We start from the raw sequence: 19,067 nt of genomic DNA, 5'->3' as shown, positions 1-19,067 counted from the left end.
CGAGAGAATGACGAATCAGATTCAGATGCAGCCGACGTTTCGTGTTCAGCTTCCCTGGGAACGTGAAGAAGCCAAGGGCCGCCTACGACGCGCGATCCAATCCGACGAACTCGCGTCCCACGCCGCTTCGGCCGGCTGGGTGATCGACTACCGAATCGAATCGGCGGACCAACGGTTTTGGTCCCCCCACCTGTCCGTCCAATTGAACCGCATGGACGAACCGACGTCTACCGAGGCGTTTTGTCGATTTTCGCCGCGTCCTGAGATTTGGACGATGGTGATGGCCATTTACATGGTCGCCGCATGCTGCTTCTTCGCCGCGTTGATCTTCGGGTTCGTGCAGTGGTCGATGGGCAACCCGCCATGGTCGCTGGTCGCCGTACCGATTTCGCTGTTGGTGATCGCCGGATTGCACGGGGCCAGTCTGATCGGCCAGGGCTGGAGTCGCGATCAAATGGATGTGCTGCGGTCGCGTTGGGAGCGGACGGTGGAACTGGCCCGGTCGGAATGAACCGCATCACGTCACATCGATCAGGTCGTTGAATCAGACGACCGTATCAGTTGCCTGGCAGCTTGATCCCGTTCTGGTCTAACGCTTGTTCTTCGGCGCGTTGATCACCGGAAGGTCGATCGAGCGGCCTAGCGTCACAGGATCCGGGAGCCGTTCAGCGATCCGAACGCTACGGTCCGTTGGCACGAGAGTGCTGAGGTCCGTTGGCACCAGAATGGAATCGAACGTGCGGACTTTGACCTCCGATTGATCGTGCTGATCTTGCTGATCTTGCTGATCGTGGTGATCGACGGCGGCATCGATTGGCGGTGGAGGGGTCGGCAATCGGGTCATTCGGTTGCTTGCCAAACGATATTGATTCGCGCAATGGCAGTGGCTGTGTGCCGACCGATTCCGCGTGCTGCGGTGTAGGCATCCGACTTGTGAACTGAGTAGCAATCCAGCAACGACAAAACACAGGGAACGATTCATCCTTGAATTCCTTTGGGAGGTTTCGGAAACAACGAAATGCCACGGTCACGTCTGGTGAGAGGAGTCGGGGAGATCCAAGTTGACTCGCGTGACCGGTGAGGTGCTTCGTTCGGCGCGATCGGCTCATCATTCTGACAGTCACCTGCGAAACCCGCGTTGTGAGCTGAAAGAGGTGATGGCAACGATGCGTTCGAGCGAAGGCTCCTCGTCTAAGACAAGGTGATCGGACAGCGAGCTTGCCGCGGTGTGGGGAAAACGGACATTCAGAAGCACTGCACATTCATCCCCTCCCTACACCTCGGCAAACAGGGTGAATCCAATCCGCCGATCCATTCGGATGACCCCGAACAGCAAGTCCTTGTCGAATGATCGCTCCGGGCCGACCATGCGTTGAGGCCGAATCAACCGGCTCAATTGATACGACTCCCGTTTGCCCGGCAACACCGCCTCAAGTCGCCCCTGCGCGAACGCGGCCGACCACTCAGGTCCCTCCCAAACTGCCCAAGAGGCTCCTGACCCAATCACGCTCGGCTCATGCTGCGTGGTCCGTTACTTCTGGGCAAATGGGGCCACCGTCTGCGCATCAAACAACACCAGCGACTGGACACATCCATCCACTTTGTTTACGACGCCGACCGACCTCGATATCACTCCAGCCGACTGCGAATCCACTCACGTCGATTGCGCAATCAACGAACCTACGGTCGTTCGGCTTGTTCGTGCATGATCGTCAACAAGCGGTCGATCATCAGGCTCTCTTTGTGGGACACCTTGCCCAGGTCCGCCCCCTCGCCGGAGGCTTTGGCCACGGCGATCATCTGTTTCTCGGTCAAGTGGATCAGGCGATTGGCGGCGTTGAGGGTCAACTTTTTCATGATCCCGCGGGTGTAACGTTTCCAGGCGTCCACCCCCAGACCCGGCGGACGCTTTTGCAACCATGTTTCCAGCACCAGCCAGGCCGTGGAATCTTCGCCGATCCCCAGCTTTTTTGCCTCGGCGTGAATCGCCTCCCGCTCCTCGGCGTCCGCGCTGTCCTCCGCCCAGGCCACCAACACCAACGGAATGAATCGCAAGCAGATCAATTCGTCGGCCGTGATTCCCAATTTGCAAAGCTCGTCGATCAACCGGGGATCTTCGACGCCGGTGCTGCGAACCAACGCGGCACGTGCTTCCGCCGAGCCGGCTTCGGCGTGCAGCCGCTGAACGATTCGGGCTTCCAGTTCGGCAAAGTACCGCGCGGTTTCATGCGTCGGTGTGGATGGATCGTCAGTCATGGTCACTCCGAGATCGATTCGCGATGAAGAAACGGACACTCTGACCGGAACCTGACCCAAAGTGCAACTGAAGGGCCAAAGCCGAACGCAAATCCACTTCATCCCGGTCCGTCCGGATGGGACGTCACAGTGTCACACTGTTGCACACTATCATTTGAGACAATCAGCACACCGTGGGCGATTACGCGCGCCCACATCCCGCAATCAGAAAGAGAGCTGCGATCTGATTCAGGCCGCGGCATCTGGCACTTGATTTGCTTGACTTGATGTCCATCACCACCCTGGAGAATTCTTGCTATGCACAATGTTTTACTTGCCGTCGACGGATCGAATCCCTCCATCGAAGCAGCGAAGTTGCTGGCCCACCTGCCGCATCCGGACAGTTTGGATCTGGCGGTGTTGAGTGTGGTTCAGCGACCGTTCATTCACAGCAGTTACGCGACGGGGGAGTTGTTGGAAAAAGCGTTTGAGCGTGACAAGGCGTTTGCCAACGAAACGTTTCGGCGTGTGGCGGAAATGTTCGACGGCGCGAACGTGAAGATCAAACACGTGATGCGAGAAGGGCCGGTCGGAGAATCGGTGGTCGAAGTCGCCGAATCGCTGAAGCGGGATCTGGTGGTTGTCGGTGCAAAAGGCCACTCACAAATCACGCGTCTGTTGTTGGGCAGCGTCAGCGATCACGTTGCAACCCACGCGCCTTGCAGCACATTGGTGGTCCGGCCGACGGGACTCCATGACACGGTGCGTCCGATCCGAGTCTGCTTGGCCTATGAGAGCAGCGAATCGGCGGTGGCGGCGTTGGAAGAAATCGCCGAGGTCCCGTGGAAGACGGGAACGGATTTCCATCTGCTGACCGTTGAGACATACCTGTCGGATTTCATCGGCCAGCGGATTGCCGACGAAGGCATTGAGATTTCGTCGCATTACCAAGAGGGGCTGGCCCAGGCAAAGGCCGGTTTGGCCGACGTGGCGCCGCATGCGAAGACGCATTTGGTCAAAGGGGATCATGTGGGGGAAAGCATCGTCACGTTCGCCGAAGACAACGCCATCGATTTGTTGATCGTGGGTGAAACGCCGCGCAGTGCGGTGAACCGTTTTTTGCTCGGCAGCACGTCCCGGTACGTCTTGCGACACGCCCCTTGCAGCGTTTGGGTCACACGGAATCGAGCGGTCCGCAACATGGATTCCTAATCACAATTTTTTTCTGGAGCGTGCGACGATGAAAGTTTTACTCGCGACCGATTGTTCGCAGCAGGCCGATGCCGCGGCGGGGTTTCTGCGATCGCTGAAATTCACCGCGCCGATCAGTTTGACGATCATCACCGCACTCGGTGATCCGTATGGTTCCAGCCCCGAGTCGACGCAGCATTGGTTCCCGGAACTGCTGCGTCAGGAGCGTGCCCGTGCCGAAACGCATCAGGCGGATCTGGCCAAGCAGTTGCGGGACCGTTGCACGCGCATCGACACGATCTGTCGTCCGGGGCATCCGGTCAAGATCGTCTTGGGCGAAGCCGCCGATCTGGATTGTGACCTGATCGTGATCGGCGCCCGCGGGCACTCCTTCCTGGGACGCTTGTTGATCGGCAGTGTGAGCGACAGCATTGCCACGCATGCCAAGTGCTCGGTGCTGGTGGTTCGCCCGCCCAAGGACGATGAAGGCAAACGCGATCGCGATCCGGATCGGGCCAACCGAATCCTGATCGGCTACGACAGTTCCCACGCGTCACGCGAGGCGGTCGAAGAGATCGCGGCACTGGACTGGGATGCCGAGACGGAGGTCGAATTGCTGAGCGTCGCGCCGATCTATGACTACCTGCTGGGCAACGGGTTGTCGACGGCCGCGATCGCCAACGAAGAGGAGATTTTCAAGGAGATGAAGCAGGGCGGGGATGAGATGAAGCACCGGATTCATGAAGTGCTTCCCAAGACTCATTCGGTCATCATGCATGACCAGAGGGTCGGCGACGCGATCGCGGACCTGGCCGAAAAGAGCGGTTCCGATCTGGTCGTCGTCGGTGATTCCGGCCACAGTTTGCTGGATGACTTTCTGCTCGGCAGCACGACGAAGTATGTGTTGCGTCATGCCCCCTGCAGCGTTTGGATTTCCCGGCATCACCGAACCACCAGCGATGAATCCGAACGCGGGAGTGCAGAAACGAACGCCGAGGACGCTTCAAAATGAGAGGGAGTGGGTGGGGGCGGCACCCGGGTGGCAGTATCGGGCGGCAAAACCGGTCAGCGACTCGACACTGGGCAGCGACAGTTTTTGCCGTGCCCGTCGTAAATGGGTGTGAACCGTGCTCGCGCTGACATCCAGCTTCTCGGCGATTTCACGTGTCGGATAGCCCAACGCCAGCAGCCCCAGGATCTCGCGTTCCCGCTCGGTCAGCGTCTTGAGTTCTTTGGGGATCATGACCGAGAGCATGCAGACGGCGATCTCGGGCCGTTCCAATGGCCACAGCCAGACGCGGAAGTGATGCCCACGTTTGTTCTCCAGTTCCAACGTGGCGGCTTCGCCGAGTGCGACGACTTTGGCAAACGCTTGTTTGGCATCGTGCATCGATTCACTGACCAGATGTTTCCAGACCAGGTCACCGGGTTTCCACGACGGTTTGTCAGCGCTCCGCCAAACCAGATGGCCGCGCCAGTCGCAGATCGTGACATTTATCCCGTCCAGAATCACATCAGACATTAAGAATCGCCATCATTTTGCGTGTATTGCGATATTTTGGGGCGCCCAACTCACTTATCATTTCGCCTTCTTCGGTGGGATCCTGCGTCCACCGGAAATGGGTTTCCTACGCGAGATCGGGGCAGTCTCGCCGGGAAGCACATCGCTGTCTTACCGGAACGCCGTGCAGGGCCCGATGTAATGGATCTACACCATCGGGGCATCGCGCCACGAAGGGTTCTGCTGAGATACCCTCGATGGCTGGAATTTCTGTGTCGGTCGTCGTCGTTGTGTCGTTTGCGCGGCCGAATTCGACGGGGTTGACCGCCAAATTGCGGGTTTCAGGTCGCCCGACCCTTTGGAGGATGCTTGACCGTCAGAAGAGTGCCGACGTGCTCTTGGGATGAGGACGACGGCCCTCCGGGCGGTCGTCCCTCGCAGCAAGGGAGTCGCCTGAAGGCGACACACCAACGTACGTTCACTCATTGGACATACGCTTCGGCGGCGTACTGATTGCTCAACCGGGTGCTGCTGTCGCAGGGGAGCGTGCGGTAGGTGTAGCCGGCCGCTTTGACCGCGTCTTTGACGGGATTGAATTCGGAGAACGAATCGTCCCACACGGCGATCAACACATGAAAGCGGCCGGGTTGAAATTCGGACTGCAAACGCACCGCCAATTCCGACAGCGATTCGTCATCGACCGTTGATCCTTTGTGCGGCTTGGGCGTTACCCTTGTCAGCGAACGGCTATGCTGGAGCACGAAAAAATCGTCGCGGTTGACACCTGCATCGGGAGCGTTCTGCAACAGATACCAACGTCCATAACGCAGCAACACCACCGCCTCTTCGGTCATGCTTCGATTCAAGGGACGAAACTCCACCGACCGTTCCGACTGAGATCGAACGGCGCTGACACTGGCCGCCTGTTCGGCGATCTGTTGTCTCGCCTCGGCAATCTGCCGTTCAAGTTCGGAATGATCGGCCAATTGATCCTCGAGCGCTCTTTGTTGGGCTTGCCGTTGATGATCGGTGCGGCCGGCGTGGCGTCGGGCCAGTGAGAGGGTCTGTTGGAGTGATTCCAGACGGTCGGCCATGGCCGTCACGTCCCCTTGGGGATCCAACCGCCGCATGATCGTCTTCTGGGCCTGGATCGCCGCCATCGTTTGGCGGACCTTGGCATCGGTCAACGCCGTGCTGACCGGTTGGGGGCGTTGGTCGGTCGGGTCCTCCGGTTCGGCAGGGGCGGTGCCGCGGGCGATGATCAACAACGCGGCCAACAGCGTCAAAAACATCACGCCGCCGAAAACGTTTGACACCGTGTCCAGCAACAACTCCAGCGAATCGTCATCGTTGCTGTTGGTTCGTCGCCGACTCACAGCGATTCTCCCTGGGTTTCTCCCTGGGTTTCTCCCTGGGTTTCTCCCTGTGACTCTTCCTGAACGTCCGCTCGGATTGGCACGCTCGCCTGGGCGGTGATCTGAGAATCCTCGTCCAACAATTCCAAGGCCAAGCGGAAACCGGCGTCGCGGAACTCGGACAGAAACATGGCACCAGCCCCGGCGACGGAGGGACGCAAGACCAGAATGACGGATCGCGTTTTCGTTTTTTCCGACAACACGTCGCGGATCTGTCGCACCACCAGCATCGGCAGCTGTTTGCGGTCGTAGGACACCGCCGTCACATCGTTGGGATCGAGCACATCAAACAACTCGGCGTACGTGTCTCGCAAATCGACCACCCACATCGGTCGCGAGGGCGTCGCGGTGGTCTTGAATGCGACCAGTTTTCCGCTGCGATGCAGGACTTGTTCCTGCTTCAGTGAATCGAGCCGCTCGCGGAGCCGCTCGCGGAGCTCCAGAATTTGCTTCCGCTGGTCGCTCATCTCTCCCGCGGCGACTTGTTGTTGCAGTTGTTCGGCCTGTGCCTTGGCCGCTTCAGCGCTTCGCACGATTTCGGCAAGTTCCGATTGGGCGGCTTGAATTTCGGAATCCAAATCGCGTTCGGTGGCGTCGAGCAACGCCTGATTGTCGCGCCGCAACTGCTTCAATTCTTCCTGCAACGCTTTCAGGTTCATCGCAGGATCTTGGGTTGGTTCGGCCGGTGGAGTCATCGACGATCGGGCGGCGGACGGCTCAAGGGCCAGTTCCGCTTGCATCTCGGCCGCCTGAGTCGCCAGCCGTAAACTCAGTTGCACCACCAATAACAACAGGATGAACAACATCACGCCGGCGACACCGGTGATGATGTCTTGAAAGGCGAACAGGTTAACGGTTTGTTCGCGTCGGCGACGTCGCATGCTGCATCACTCCAACACGATCGGGTCATCGATGACGACCGCATCGTCGTCCACATCGCCTTCCTGGATCACTTGCACCGCCGCGAACTCCGGTTCAGTCGTCTGATGTGAACCGGCCGCGGCTTCTGTGTTTGTCGACACGCGTTTGGCGTCCCTGTCGGAATCGGAATGCGCGATCCGGCTGAGCACTTCACGCTGGCAATACTCGGTGCATTCGTCGAGAAATTCTTCTTCTTGTTTCTTTTGAAACGTCATGGCCATTTGAACCAGCAACGCGGCCATCAGCGCCAGCAGTGTTGTTTCGAAGGCGGTCGCGAGTCCGCCGGTCACCCCCTGCAACGCACCGATCAACTTTGACGGGTCTTCGGTCTGGCTGAGCACACGTCCGAATCCACCGATCGCGGTCGACAGCCCCGACACGGTACCGATGAAGCCCAGGATCGGGATCGCCCACACCAACCCGCGAATCAGGTTAAAACTGGTTTCCATCACCGATTCGTCGTGTTCGGATTGGGTTCGCAGGATCTCGCCCAAGTCGACCACGCGGCTCAAGTTCCTGGCGTTGGACAATCCGACTTCGATGCGATGCAGCAAGACGAACCGTTTGGGATCGTCACAAACCTGGTACAAGCGATGCAGGACGTCCGCGACCCGGTCGACCGACAACACGAAATCAATTTGGTCGGGCATCAAGACCAGACCGAGTGCCTTCTGCTGCAAGCGCAGTTTGGCGCGTTTGAACCACAGAATCAGAAGCGACCAAAAGGTAAAGAAAACGATCACCGGCGGGGTCCAGCCGCGACGAATGAACATGTCCACGATCGGGTTGGATCCGATCGCAATCAGGGAACCGAACAACGCCACGGTCATCGCCGCCGCCATCATCGCGGGTAGCAGACTGCCCACACGCGTGTAGCGTGCACCGGAGAATCCGAAGCGACGTTCGATGTCGCGACGCATCCAGACCAATCGATCGCTTGTGACCGGCGATTCATCCACCTTGATCGGTTCCTTGTTGGGGGTCGGGCGATTCGGAATCGGGGCGGGCGAGGACACAGACCATCGCGCCGCACTGTTGCCCTGCCGGATCCGTTACTCTGCGAGCCATCGACGATTGCGGCGGGCCGATGGCAACTTGTTTCGTTTGCCCCGTCTTTGCATCGAACGAGAACACAACCAACGGATCCGCAACGGCCGGTTGGTTCAAGACGACTTGGTATTTCGCGCCGTCCATTGAAACCCAGCCAATCCATCGGGGTGCGGGCGGGCGCGGGCGGCGAAACGATTTGAATTCGGTCAGCATGCGTTCGACCCGTTTGTCCCAGTCGTCGACGGATTCGATCAATCGCTTGGCCTGAGTCCGTTGCACAAGCCGGTCCACGTCCTCCGGGTCCGAGTCCAGCCAATTGGTGTCCCAATCAAACTGCGCCGTTTGCAATGATTCAAGCCAGTCGCCGAACGCCAGCTTGATCGGCACGCTTCCTTTGACGGCGATTTCCAAAACGCGTCGCATCCAGATCAAACGATAGATCGGATCAAATTCCGGGTCGCTTTGAAAGTTTCGCAGCTCGTTGATCAGACGATAGGCGACCGGGGTAAAATCGATCGCCGTGACATCGGAAACACTTGGGCCGACCTTGGTGGCAAATTGGCTGTGTCCGGACAACGTGACTTTGGGCAGCACGTCGTCGCGAAAACGCAGCCCAAAATTCTTCGTTTCGCGTTTAAGCGTCGCATCAACCAGGATCGGAATCAGGTGCGCCCGCTGTGATTTTCGATTCGGTGCTTGTTCGGAATAAAACACCTGACCGCCGGGATCGGGATAGACATAGATCCGATTCAGCAGCGGCGATCGAAACGCTTCTCGCAGCTCCTGGATTACTTCGTCACAGCGGGCGATCGTTTCATAGGTGGTCCGCCAGCGGGTCGCAAGGCCGGACAAGGGATGGTCCGGGTCCAGTGTTTCCGCTTGCTGAAGTGCCGCCAGCCAGTCGGCGGCGATCGCGCTGTCGGCCAGTTGTGGTTGGCGGTAACCAGGATGATTCAGCACATCGATCCAGGCCAGCGTGGTGTCGATCGCCTTGGCCCCCGGGGCATCTTGTTGTAGCCGCTGCGCCAACGGGTCACGTGGCCACGCGTCGGCGAACCGTTCGATGGCAACGGTGTAGCGATGTGAATCTCCGACGGCGTGCGTGATCGCGTCGATCAGTTTGTCACGATCGGTCTGTTGTTGTTCCTGCTGGGCGGACGCGGCAAGCATTTTGGACGCCTGCTTGGCCGCCTCACTCAGTTCCGGGTTGCCCAGCTGATGTGCGGCGGCGAATCGGCCTAATTCCTGTTGCAGCTCGAAACGTCGCGCGGCACGTACTTCCTCGGTCAGTTCCGCCGACTCCACACGCAGGAACCGGTCGACCTTTCCTTGCAGCGTTTCAAATTCATGTGTCTGGTCATTCGCCCGAGCGGCTTCGCGCTGCAGTCGTTGCTCTTCCGCTTTGGCCAGCATCTCACTGGCGAACGCGATCTCTTCCTCGCTGCGGGCCAATGAGTTCAATCGTTTGACTTCATCTGGATCGATGTCTGCAATCGGCAGTGTCCGCATCTGGTCGGCCAATCGTTTGAACTCGGCCTTCCGTTCGACTTCGCGGGCGATCGCCTGGTCGACCATCTCGCGACCTCGGACGAATGCCGGTTCGGCGCGCGTGGAGTCGTCCAATTGATCCAAAAAGGCAGAGGCCTGGTCCCATTGTTCCGCCGCAACCAGTTTGTCAAATTCGGCTTGGTGATCGACCAACGCACGCATCCGGTCCAACGTGGCCAAGCCAAACCCGCCGACCACGGTGGCGAACACACAGACGACACAGGCGACGGCGAACATCAACCGGCGACGCTCCAGCATCCGTTCGGCACGGATGTACTCGTCGGCACGATAACGCAACAACGGCGACAAACCTTCGCCGGGCGGCTCGGTGGATGGATCGGACGATTTCTCGGTGGCAGATCCGGCTGCGGATTCCGCGGCGGCCAAGGCCTGTGCGACCTCCTCGCGCGGCGCCCCCGTCTCCAGCGCACGCTGCAAGCGGTGAATCACGGGGGCGACGTTTCGCTGAATCAAAGAGACACCACAGGCATAGAAAACAACTCGACGACCTCCACCAGTCATGCGGATTCGGTCACTGGATCTCGATCAAATCTCGCTCCAAGCTTAATTCGGCGTTGGTCCGACCGGTACTTCCTTCCAGCCGCTCCAGCAATGCTTCCAGCTCTTTTCGAATCTGACGCACTTCCGCATTGGTCACACCGCCACCGGATTCGGCAGCATCTGTTTCGCCGCCCGTCGGATCAGCCGTTCCCCCCGAGGAGCCGGGAACGTCTGATTCGACCGACGCATCGGCCGAATCCTTTTCAAGGCCGGCCAATTCGGCTTCCAAATCAAAATCCTTGCTGGGCGGCGGCATCAAACGGGCGGCGTCCAAGGCCTGGTCGAGCGCCGCTTGGGACTGGCCCCAGCGGCGATTGGACTGGGCTTGGTCGAGCAATTTCTTTGCCGCATCGACGCGTTTTCGCCAGTCCATGTTGCCGGATTCGTCGCGAAACTGGAGTTCTTGTTCGCGGTCGGCGATCGCCTGGGCTTGCCGTTTCTGGGCCGAGGCGGGCGACGAAGCCGGCGGAGGAAAACAGCCACCGCAAACGAGCAGCGTGGCGAGCGTGAAGGTCGATTTCATCATCACCGCAGATCACTCCAAATAAGTGCCTTTCATTTCCGCCAGCAATGCCTCCAGCAACTCCGTCTCCTCGATCATTCCGTTGTGGCGGAACACAATCTTGCCTCCCGGAGCCACCAAGACCGTGTGCGGTTCGGGGCCTTCCCATTGGGGATCCAAGGCGGCGATCAAGGCATCGACGTCCGGATCGGTGAACAGGTAATTGTTCGACGTCCGACCTTCGGACTCCAGTGACGGTTTCAAGCGTGCCGGCAATACGGCTCTGTTGGCCGACAGAAAAGCCACCACGCGATCACGGTTTTTGGGCAGATCGGTACTGATCGTGATCAATTCAAATTTACGCAGTCCCATGCGGCGTGAGACTCGGGTCAACCCGGGGAACTCTTCGACGCATGGCGCGCAGGTGGTCGACCAAACGTTGAACAATCGATACTTGTCGGTATCGTTGGCGACCAATTTGGCCAGCCCCGCCGCATCGATTTCATCCAGCGTCACTTCGGCGGATTGCCAACGCTGCTCATCTTCTTCGACCTTGCTGATCTTTTCGCGCCATTTGGTCGAACACCCAAACGGTTTGGTCACGGGGACGGGAACCGGTTTCCCGTCCAGCAGCGCCAAGACTGCATCTCGCGTCTCACGCGACTTCACCGACGCCGGGTCGGAGTAGCGAGAATTGTCCAACCGGCCTTTGTAACGAAGTTTTCGTTCGGAGTCGAAGACGAACACGTGGGGTGTCGCCAAGCAACCGTACTTCTTGGCCGTCGCCTGTGTCGCTCCGTCGTACAAATACGGGAACGTGAACCCATGGTCTTTCGCGTACGGTTTCATGTCTTCGAAACTGTCGTCGTACTTTGAATACCCCAGTTCGTCCGGCCGCAATCCGTCGCCGGAATTGGGATTGATCGCAACGACCGCCACGCCGCGGTCGTCGACTTCACGGACCAAATCCATGAACCGCGGGTCATGGGCATGGCAAACCGGGCAGTGATTGGATGTGAAGTAGACGATCAGCACCTTGCCGTCGTCAAAGTCGTCCAGTGTCCAATCGCGTCCATCGATCCCCGGCAATTGAAAATCAGGTGCGGCATCACCGATTTCCAATGTCTGCACGCCGGGCGGAAAATCGGCCGCGATGCTAAGGCCAGGGACACCACACAGAATCAAAACAGCGAGCCAGGTTTTCGTCATCACGATCACTCGGGGAAAAAAGTGAATTCGATTCAATTTCGCAATCGTCGCCGCCGTGGACGACTCACCGAGTACGACGGATCTCTAAGTAAGACGGCCCTTCCGGGCGATTTCGCGTCGCTGCAACGCAGCGACCGAGAAATCGCCTCAAGGCTCGACACCAACGATTGCGGATTCCTATTGTAGCGGAACTCGGTGTTCCGGCGGATTCAGCGTTGAAACTCGTAAACGCTGCCCAATCCCAGCAGCGACGTCAATTCGTCCAACGCCGCGTAGGATTCACGCATCAGCTGTGGGTCGGCCAGATCCGCGGCGGTCAGCGAATCTCGGTAGTGACGGTCGATCCAGGCATCCAGCTGATTTTCCAACTCAACGGTCAGAAAGACGCCCGGCGCGAGCGACGCGACCTCCTCGGGCATTAACACCACGCGCAGCCGCAGACACGCCGGCCCGCCGCCATTGTTCATGCTTTCGCGCAGGTCGACAAACTCCACGCGATCGAAAGTCCCATCGTCGACCAGTTCGTCCAACAACATCTTGACTCCGGGGTGTCGGCGACAGTCCTCCGGCGCGATCAACACCGTCTGACCGTCGGCTGCCGTGACGATCTGGCTGTTGAACAAATACGTCGCGACGGCATCATCCAAACTGACACGCCGCTGGGGGACTTCGACGATTCGGATCTGATCGCTCGTCGCCCGGCGAAGGGCATCATCTACCTGCATGGAATTCTCAAATGCCTGCTCATGACAGAACAGCAATTTCCGATGTCCCACCGCGATGACATCGTTGTGAAAGACACCCGCATCGATCGCACGCGGGTCTTGTTTGGCGAACACGACGCGGCGGGGATCAAGCCGGTGCAAGCGGGAAACCGACTCGCTGGCGGCCCGTGATTGGCGGGCGGTGAATCGTCTGGGACGCGAGCGGTCGTCGTCCTCGTGATCGTTTCCATAGACGAACAGTTGCACGCCGGGATCGGCGAACGAGTCGCAGAATCGGGTGTGGTTTGCCGCGCCTTCGTCTCCCATGTCGGCCGAACAAGGGATCGGGTCGTGGTGCCGAAAGAATTGCGGGTCGTGAAAGATGCGTTTTAAGATCGTCGCCGTCACGGTCGTTTCAGACGCGCGATGCAGGCTGTTGGCCAGATTGGCCGGCGTGAAGTGGACGCGTCCGTCATCGGCATCGGCAGACGGACACACCGTGGCGGCATTGGCGGTCCACATGCTGGAACCCGACATGGCGATCGCCAGCATTCGGGGGGATTGGTTATGCGCCGTTGCCAACACATTTGCATCGTCACCGGAGAAACCGAGTTGTCGCAACAAGCGAAGGTTCGGGCGCGGTTGGGGAGGCAGCACGGCTTGGGGGACGCCGATCAATCGCAACCGCGACATTTTCGCCAACCCTTGTCGCGCCGCGGCGCGCGGGTTGGAGGGTTCGCTGCGGTGCAGCCACGACGCCAGATTTCCCGGCGCGAGCCCGGCAAAGTTGTGCGTCGGTCCGATCAATCCGTCGAAGTTGACTTCGACCGCGGTGGGGCAATCGGTGTCGGGCATGTTTTTTTCCTACCTCCAAAATCTTCCTACCTCTCCACCCGGATTCGGTGTCCTGTCGCGTCGTTGGGGTCAGGAGAGGGATGGCAGAATGATACGGGGCAGAATGATGAAGTGCGCGAAGGTAGCTAGGTTTGACCGGCGATTCACGATGTTTTTTTGCAACGTGGCGCTGTCCAGATAGAGTTTGGGTTTAGGCTTTCGCCGAAAGCCTTGGCGGCTTCCGCTACGGAGTGTTCCCCGCGACCTCGATCCCAGGCAGGATGGTCGCGGGCAACGATAAAGAATCCGATTCCAGCACCGCGGCGGCGTCGCTGCAGTAGTCGGCCGCGAAATAGCCGCTGGGGCGATGATTCCCCGACGCCCCCAAGCCGCCGAACGGTAACCGGCCGCTGGCACCCACCGTCGGTTGATTCCAATTGACAACGCCGGCGCGGATGTGTGTTCGAAACCGATCGAATATTGCCGGGTCATCTGACAGCAACGACGCCGACAATCCGTACGCCGTCCGGTTAGCCTGGTCGAGTGCCGCATCAAAGTCCGCCACACGGATGACTTGCAGCAGCGGCCCGAACACTTCTTCGTCGCTTCGATCGGCCATCGTCGTCACATCGATCAGTCCCGGACGCACGAGCGCGGGATTGCGCCGGTCACGTTGCGCGGAAACGAGTGCCCTCGCGCCGGCGTCCAGCCACGACGCCTGGGCGTCCAACACGCGGTCTGCCGCGGCCGCGGAAATCAACGGTCCGCAAAACGGCGCCGGATCGTCTTCGGGCAATCCGACCCGAAGCGTCTCGCAATGACGGACCAAGCGTTCGAGGAGCGGATCGGCATCGGCGTCGTCGACCAAAATCAAACGGCGGGCGCACGTGCAACGCTGGCCAGCGGTGGCGTACGCCGAGACGGCACACAGATAGGCTGCCGCATCAAAATCCTTGGCCCGATGAACGACAAGCGGGTTGTTGCCGCCCATCTCCAACGCCAACTGCACTTCCGGCCGCCCCGCCAACGACCGATGGATCGCGCATCCGGCGGCATAGCTTCCCGTGAACAAGACCCCGTCGACCGCTTGCGAAACGAGCGCGGCGCCGACGGCCCCGTCGCCCTGAACCAGCTGCAGCGTTCCAGACGGCAGGCCAGCCTGGTGCCAAAGTTGACAAAGCAGTTCGCCCGTGCCCGGCGTCATCTCGCTGGGTTTGAAGACGACCGTGTTGCCCGCGACCAGCGCCGGAACGATGTGGCCATTGGGTAAGTGGGCGGGGAAGTTAAACGGACCGAGCACCGCCATCACTCCCACGCCACGGTAAACCACCCGTCCGGTCCCCTGCGGCAGATCGATCTGTCGCGAACCGCTGCGCTCGCGATAGGCTTGGACGGCCAGTTTGACCTTTGCCGGCACCAACTTAGCCTCGGCGGTCGCTTCCCACTTCGGTTTACCGGTTTCGCGGCTGATCTGATCGGCGATCGAATCTTGTTGATCGGTCGCCAAGGCGGCGAATCGTTCCGCCACGGCAATGCGGTCCTCGACCGCTGTGGACTGCCAGGCCGCAAGTGCGGACCTTGCGTTGGCGACAGCATCCCCCACGTCGGTTTCCGTCGCCGTCGTGCCGTCCCAGACCACTTGGTCGGTCCCCGGAAAGCAGGCCACCAATGTTGATGGCGAATCGGATGCTGTCATGAGGGCTCCACTTGGTTCGCCGTCTCGTCGGTCCAGAATGCTTTGGCCGTACCTTTCAGTGGCGAGACGATCATGGAATCGCCCACCGACACGCCCAGACTGTCGACGTCTTGTGGTTGCATTTGGATTCCATCGGCCGTTCGCCGCGTCGCACATCCGACGCAACGAAAGGGGCCGTCAGCGGTCGCAACCAGGGTATCCATCTTGGCGTCGGCGCTGGCGGTGAAGACGCCCGTCAGCTCAACGCGACTGGATTCCAGGATCGTTCGAATCGCTTTGCGGTCACAGCGAATGCAAGGCCCCCCGTCGAAGATGTCGACCATTTGAGCTTCGTGAAAACCCTCGGATTCCAGCAACCGCAGCGCCGGCTCGGTGTGGCTGTGCACCTTTCCGATCACCTCACGCGCTTGCTTGGGGAGCAGCGGCACATAAATCGGATGGCTCGGCATCAGTTCGGCGATAAACCGTTTGTCGCGAAACGACTGGGTGTCGGCGATCGGAAAATCGACTTTAAAAAAGTGTCGCCCGACGGCGTCCCAAAACGGCGACCGACCGTCCTGGTCGATCACACCTCGCATTTCCGCGATGACTTGACGATCGTAGTGTTCCGGGTCACGGGCGATCAACATGAACCGTGACAGCGACAACACGCGGCCTTTCCCGCCCCCGCGAAATTGCGGGTCTAAGAACAACGTCCCCAGCTCGGTCGGACCGTCAAAGATTTTCGCCAGGTGCAACGTGTCGACTTCCGTGCGCACGTTCAAGGCCTCGGATCGATGAATGCTGCGTTCCAGCCGGAACGCATAAAACGGTTCGCCTTTGGAAGAATCACCGACGTGGGTGAACAGCCCGGCGGTCCCGATCACCCGCTGCTCAGCACCCTCGACCCAAACCAACAACGGCGACTCGCCGGTCTCGGATTCTTCGATCCGTTTGGCCAGTCGATCGCGATCCGGCGTCAGCGTGGTCAACCCGTACGTCGACTTGCCGGCCAAGTCGAACAGGGCGTCCAGGTCCGCCGGTCGAACGAGCCGGATGTGGTGCATCGATGAAACCCTTGGATAAAAAACGCGATGTTGACCGTCCATCAAAGGTCGCCCCTCAGCGTACGACCGCCCTCGTACGACCGCCCTTCCCGGCGGTCGATCCTCGCTGCAAAGCAGCGACGGACAATCGCCTCAAGGCGAGACACCAACGTGCGGGACATCCGTTTCGATCCTTCCATTCTATTCGGTTTCACCCCTCTGGTCCAAACCGCTCGATCATTCCGCGCAACCTCCATAGACCATTCGACTGAAAGAACATTCGCTGACACGTCGACAGTTCGCCAAACCTGTCCAGCCAACGCGTGCCATGGTTGAACGATCCTCCCCCGCTACATCTGGACCTATCACGATGCGCACGATCGCCTTATTGGCCACCGTCTTTTTCTTGCCTTTTGGCGTCCTGAGCTACCTGGGACACTTCGATGCGACACAACGAAGCCAGGTTGCCGAAGCCTTGGTCCAAGATTGGTTGACGGCTGAAAAGACGGGGCGTGACACTCAGCCATTTTGGGAGCAGTTCAGTGATCCGCATCGCTTCACGTCACTGGTCGATTGGCAGATCCAGGAATCATCGGGCGCGCACGTCACCGTGCTGGTCCATCGATTGGACCGGCTCGGGCGTGCCGTCGCTCCCGAACGATATCGCATCACGATCGGGTCGGATTTCAAGATTGCGACCAAACAATCCGTCCCCAAGATCAGTTCGGCACAGAACTTAAGCGACCCGCTCGGATACTATTCCAGACTGGCGGTCGACCACGTTGAAGACTGGCTGGATGAACAACGACGTGGTGGTGATGGCACCGACTACTGGGCTCGAAACACGCGCCCGTCGCGACTGTACAGCGTCGCCGATTGGTCCGTCGTGAACGAACCCAAAAACCGTTCCGACACGTCGGTACACGTCCTGGTCAACTCGGCCACCAAAGGCGGACATCCGATTCGTAAGACCTGGCGCATTGAGGTGACGCACGGTGGATTCGGCTTTAACGACTACGAACCGAAGATCACGAAAGTCATCGACCTGAGCGATTGACCTACGCCAGCAACGCTTTGACCACGTGTCCGTGGACGTCGGTCAAGCGAAAATCGCGACCCTGGAATCGGTACGTCAATCGCTCGTGATCGAACCCCAGCTGGTGCAGGATCGTCGCTTGCAGGTCATGCACATGGACCGGGTTCTCGGCGACACCGAATCCCAATTCGTCGCTCTGGCCGTATTCGAATCCGCCCTTGATGCCGCCGCCGGCCATCCACATCGTGAACACGTCGGGGTAGTGATCGCGACCGAGGATCTTGCTCTTCGCCGTCCGGCCTTCGCGGAACGGCGTCCTGCCGAACTCGCCGCCCCAAACGACCAACGTGTCTTCCAGCAACCCACGCTGTTTCAAATCGCGGATCAGCGCCGCGACGGGTTTGTCCATCGTTGCGCACTTGTTGGTCAAACCGTCGGTCAGTCCGGTCGCCGCTTGGGTGCCGTGAAAGTCCCAGCCCCAATCGAACAGCTGCACAAACCGCACTCCGGATTCGACCAGACGGCGGGCGAGCAAACAATTGTTTGCCAGACTGGACGCACCCGGCGTCGCACCGTATTCGTCCAGCGTCTTCTGTGACTCGGCCGAGATGTCCATCACCTCGGGAACCGAGGTCTGCATGCGAAAGGCTAGTTCATATTGCGAGATCCGCGTCAGGGTTTCCGGATGCCCCATCTGTTCGGCTTGCATCTGGTTCAGGTCCGCCAGCGCGTCGAGCGTCTCGCGTCGCATCGCGCGACTCATCCCCGGCGGGTCGGACGAGTACAGCACGGGGTCGCCCTTGGATCGACACTGCACGCCCTGGTAGACCGACGGCAGGAAGCCGCTGCCGAAGGAGTTTTTGCCGCCGTTGGGTTGCACACCGCTGGAGATTAGAACGACGAACCCGGGCAGGTTTTCGTTTTCGCTGCCCAGTCCGTATGTGATCCAGGATCCCATCGAGGGGCGACCGCTGCGGGGCGAACCGGTGTAAACCAACAACTCCGCCGGCGCGTGGTTGAATTGGTCGGTGTACATCGAGTGCACGACACACATCTCGTCGGCGATTCCATGGAAGTGGGGAATCGCGTCGGACATCCACATGCCGGCTTGCCCGACACGCTGCCACTTGCGCGGCGAACCCATCAGCTTCGGCGTGCCAGAGGTGAACGCGAACTCGCGGCCGGCCAGGAATTGATCGGGGCAATCCTGATCGCTGCGTTTGACCAATTCGTCTTTGAAGTCAAACAGATCCAAATTCGGTGGCGATCCGGTCATGTGCAGGTAGATCACCCGCTTCGCTTTCGGGGCAAAGTGGGGCGGTCGACTGGCAAGGGGATCGCTCGCACGCGTTGTCGAGGGATCACCGGCGTAACCGTCCCCCGCCAACAACGATGCGAAAGCCATCGACCCGATTCCGGCTGCGGACTGCTGCAGGAAATGCCGGCGGGTTCGCGATTGCAAGAGCGAGGTTTGAGGGTCCATGGCGGGATTAAGGTAGTGGGGGATTGAGGGAAGCTGGCGGCAAATAAGCGATGTGGTGGCAGTCAATCGATGACTTAGTGGACAGCATCGCTTCGATGTAGCCACGCTCGCCAGAGCGTGGGAAGCGGCGGGGATCCACCTTCTGGCGAAGGTAGC

16 protein-coding genes are annotated in these 19,067 nt (G+C 59.6%); 4 read left to right on the top strand and 12 right to left on the bottom strand.

The annotated features are described in order from the left end of the window. The first annotated feature begins 7 nt into the window (after window positions 1-7). Window positions 8-511 carry a hypothetical protein gene (locus H1B37_RS11465; RefSeq protein ID WP_182866797.1) on the top strand — a complete coding sequence of 168 codons (504 nt, stop codon included), beginning with the start codon at window positions 8-10 and terminating at the stop codon, window positions 509-511. 1,169 nt (window positions 512-1,680) lie between these two features. On the opposite strand, the gene H1B37_RS11460 is transcribed toward H1B37_RS11465, so the two are convergent. Next, the gene (locus H1B37_RS11460) at window positions 1,681-2,256 is read right to left on the bottom strand and encodes a hypothetical protein (RefSeq protein WP_182866796.1); all 576 of its coding nucleotides are present in this window, start codon (window positions 2,254-2,256) and stop codon (window positions 1,681-1,683) included. 297 nt (window positions 2,257-2,553) lie between these two features. Here H1B37_RS11460 and H1B37_RS11455 point away from each other — a divergent pair, with 297 nt between their 5' ends. After that, a complete protein-coding gene (locus H1B37_RS11455; RefSeq protein WP_182866795.1) occupies window positions 2,554-3,447 on the top strand; it encodes a universal stress protein in 894 nt (297 codons plus the stop codon). A 28-nt stretch (window positions 3,448-3,475) separates the two neighbouring features. Beyond that, window positions 3,476-4,438, top strand: a complete 963-nt coding sequence (locus H1B37_RS11450) for a universal stress protein (RefSeq protein ID WP_182866794.1) — start codon at window positions 3,476-3,478, stop codon at window positions 4,436-4,438. Here the strand turns inward: H1B37_RS11450 and H1B37_RS11445 are convergent. The 10 genes from H1B37_RS11445 to H1B37_RS11400 all read right to left on the bottom strand — a co-directional run bounded on the left by H1B37_RS11445 (window position 4,430) and on the right by H1B37_RS11400 (window position 16,413). After that, window positions 4,430-4,948 carry a helix-turn-helix transcriptional regulator gene (locus H1B37_RS11445; protein ID WP_182866793.1) on the bottom strand — a complete coding sequence of 173 codons (519 nt, stop codon included), beginning with the start codon at window positions 4,946-4,948 and terminating at the stop codon, window positions 4,430-4,432. The genes H1B37_RS11450 and H1B37_RS11445 overlap by 9 nt on opposite strands. 461 nt (window positions 4,949-5,409) lie before the next feature. Beyond that, entirely contained in the window at window positions 5,410-6,303 is an 894-nt protein-coding gene (locus tag H1B37_RS11440; RefSeq protein ID WP_182866792.1) for a hypothetical protein, read from the bottom strand. Continuing rightward, on the bottom strand, window positions 6,300-7,223 hold the full coding sequence (locus H1B37_RS11435; protein ID WP_182866791.1) for a hypothetical protein: 924 nt from the start codon (window positions 7,221-7,223) through the stop codon (window positions 6,300-6,302). The genes H1B37_RS11440 and H1B37_RS11435 overlap by 4 nt, the downstream gene beginning before the upstream one ends. Before the next feature lie 6 nt (window positions 7,224-7,229). Beyond that, a complete protein-coding gene (locus H1B37_RS11430; RefSeq protein ID WP_353620819.1) occupies window positions 7,230-8,222 on the bottom strand; it encodes a MotA/TolQ/ExbB proton channel family protein in 993 nt (330 codons plus the stop codon). Continuing rightward, window positions 8,215-10,383 carry a hypothetical protein gene (locus H1B37_RS11425; protein WP_182866790.1) on the bottom strand — a complete coding sequence of 723 codons (2,169 nt, stop codon included), beginning with the start codon at window positions 10,381-10,383 and terminating at the stop codon, window positions 8,215-8,217. Before H1B37_RS11425 ends, H1B37_RS11430 begins: the two co-directional genes overlap by 8 nt. Before the next feature lie 10 nt (window positions 10,384-10,393). After that, a complete protein-coding gene (locus H1B37_RS11420) occupies window positions 10,394-10,948 on the bottom strand; it encodes a hypothetical protein (protein WP_182866789.1) in 555 nt (184 codons plus the stop codon). A 9-nt stretch (window positions 10,949-10,957) separates the two neighbouring features. Continuing rightward, entirely contained in the window at window positions 10,958-12,133 is a 1,176-nt protein-coding gene (locus H1B37_RS11415) for a redoxin domain-containing protein (RefSeq protein ID WP_182866788.1), read from the bottom strand. A gap of 209 nt (window positions 12,134-12,342) precedes the next feature. Beyond that, complete coding sequence (astB, locus tag H1B37_RS11410) at window positions 12,343-13,692, bottom strand: N-succinylarginine dihydrolase (protein ID WP_182866787.1); 1,350 nt, start codon at window positions 13,690-13,692, stop codon at window positions 12,343-12,345. Between the two features lie 223 nt (window positions 13,693-13,915). Continuing rightward, window positions 13,916-15,367: a succinylglutamate-semialdehyde dehydrogenase gene (gene astD, locus H1B37_RS11405; protein ID WP_182866786.1), complete on the bottom strand. Its 1,452-nt coding sequence runs from the start codon at window positions 15,365-15,367 to the stop codon at window positions 13,916-13,918. Next, window positions 15,364-16,413 (bottom strand): arginine N-succinyltransferase, encoded by a 1,050-nt coding sequence (locus H1B37_RS11400; protein WP_182866785.1) that lies wholly within the window; start codon window positions 16,411-16,413, stop codon window positions 15,364-15,366. The genes astD and H1B37_RS11400 overlap by 4 nt, the downstream gene beginning before the upstream one ends. Window positions 16,414-16,762: 349 nt before the next feature. Between H1B37_RS11400 and H1B37_RS11395 the strand changes: the two genes are divergently transcribed. Then, window positions 16,763-17,449, top strand: a complete 687-nt coding sequence (locus H1B37_RS11395) for a hypothetical protein (protein WP_182866784.1) — start codon at window positions 16,763-16,765, stop codon at window positions 17,447-17,449. Between the two features lies 1 nt (window position 17,450). Here H1B37_RS11395 and H1B37_RS11390 read toward each other — a convergent pair whose 3' ends face one another. Then, window positions 17,451-18,911: a DUF1501 domain-containing protein gene (locus H1B37_RS11390; RefSeq protein WP_182866783.1), complete on the bottom strand. Its 1,461-nt coding sequence runs from the start codon at window positions 18,909-18,911 to the stop codon at window positions 17,451-17,453. Window positions 18,912-19,067: the final 156 nt, after the last annotated feature.

The organism is Stieleria mannarensis (assembly GCF_014154935.1).
In the GTDB taxonomy this organism is placed as follows: Bacteria; Planctomycetota; Planctomycetia; order Pirellulales; family Pirellulaceae; genus Stieleria; species Stieleria mannarensis.
The sequence above is the reverse complement of the archived record's forward strand: the minus strand, read 5'-3'. Positions and strand labels throughout refer to the sequence as shown.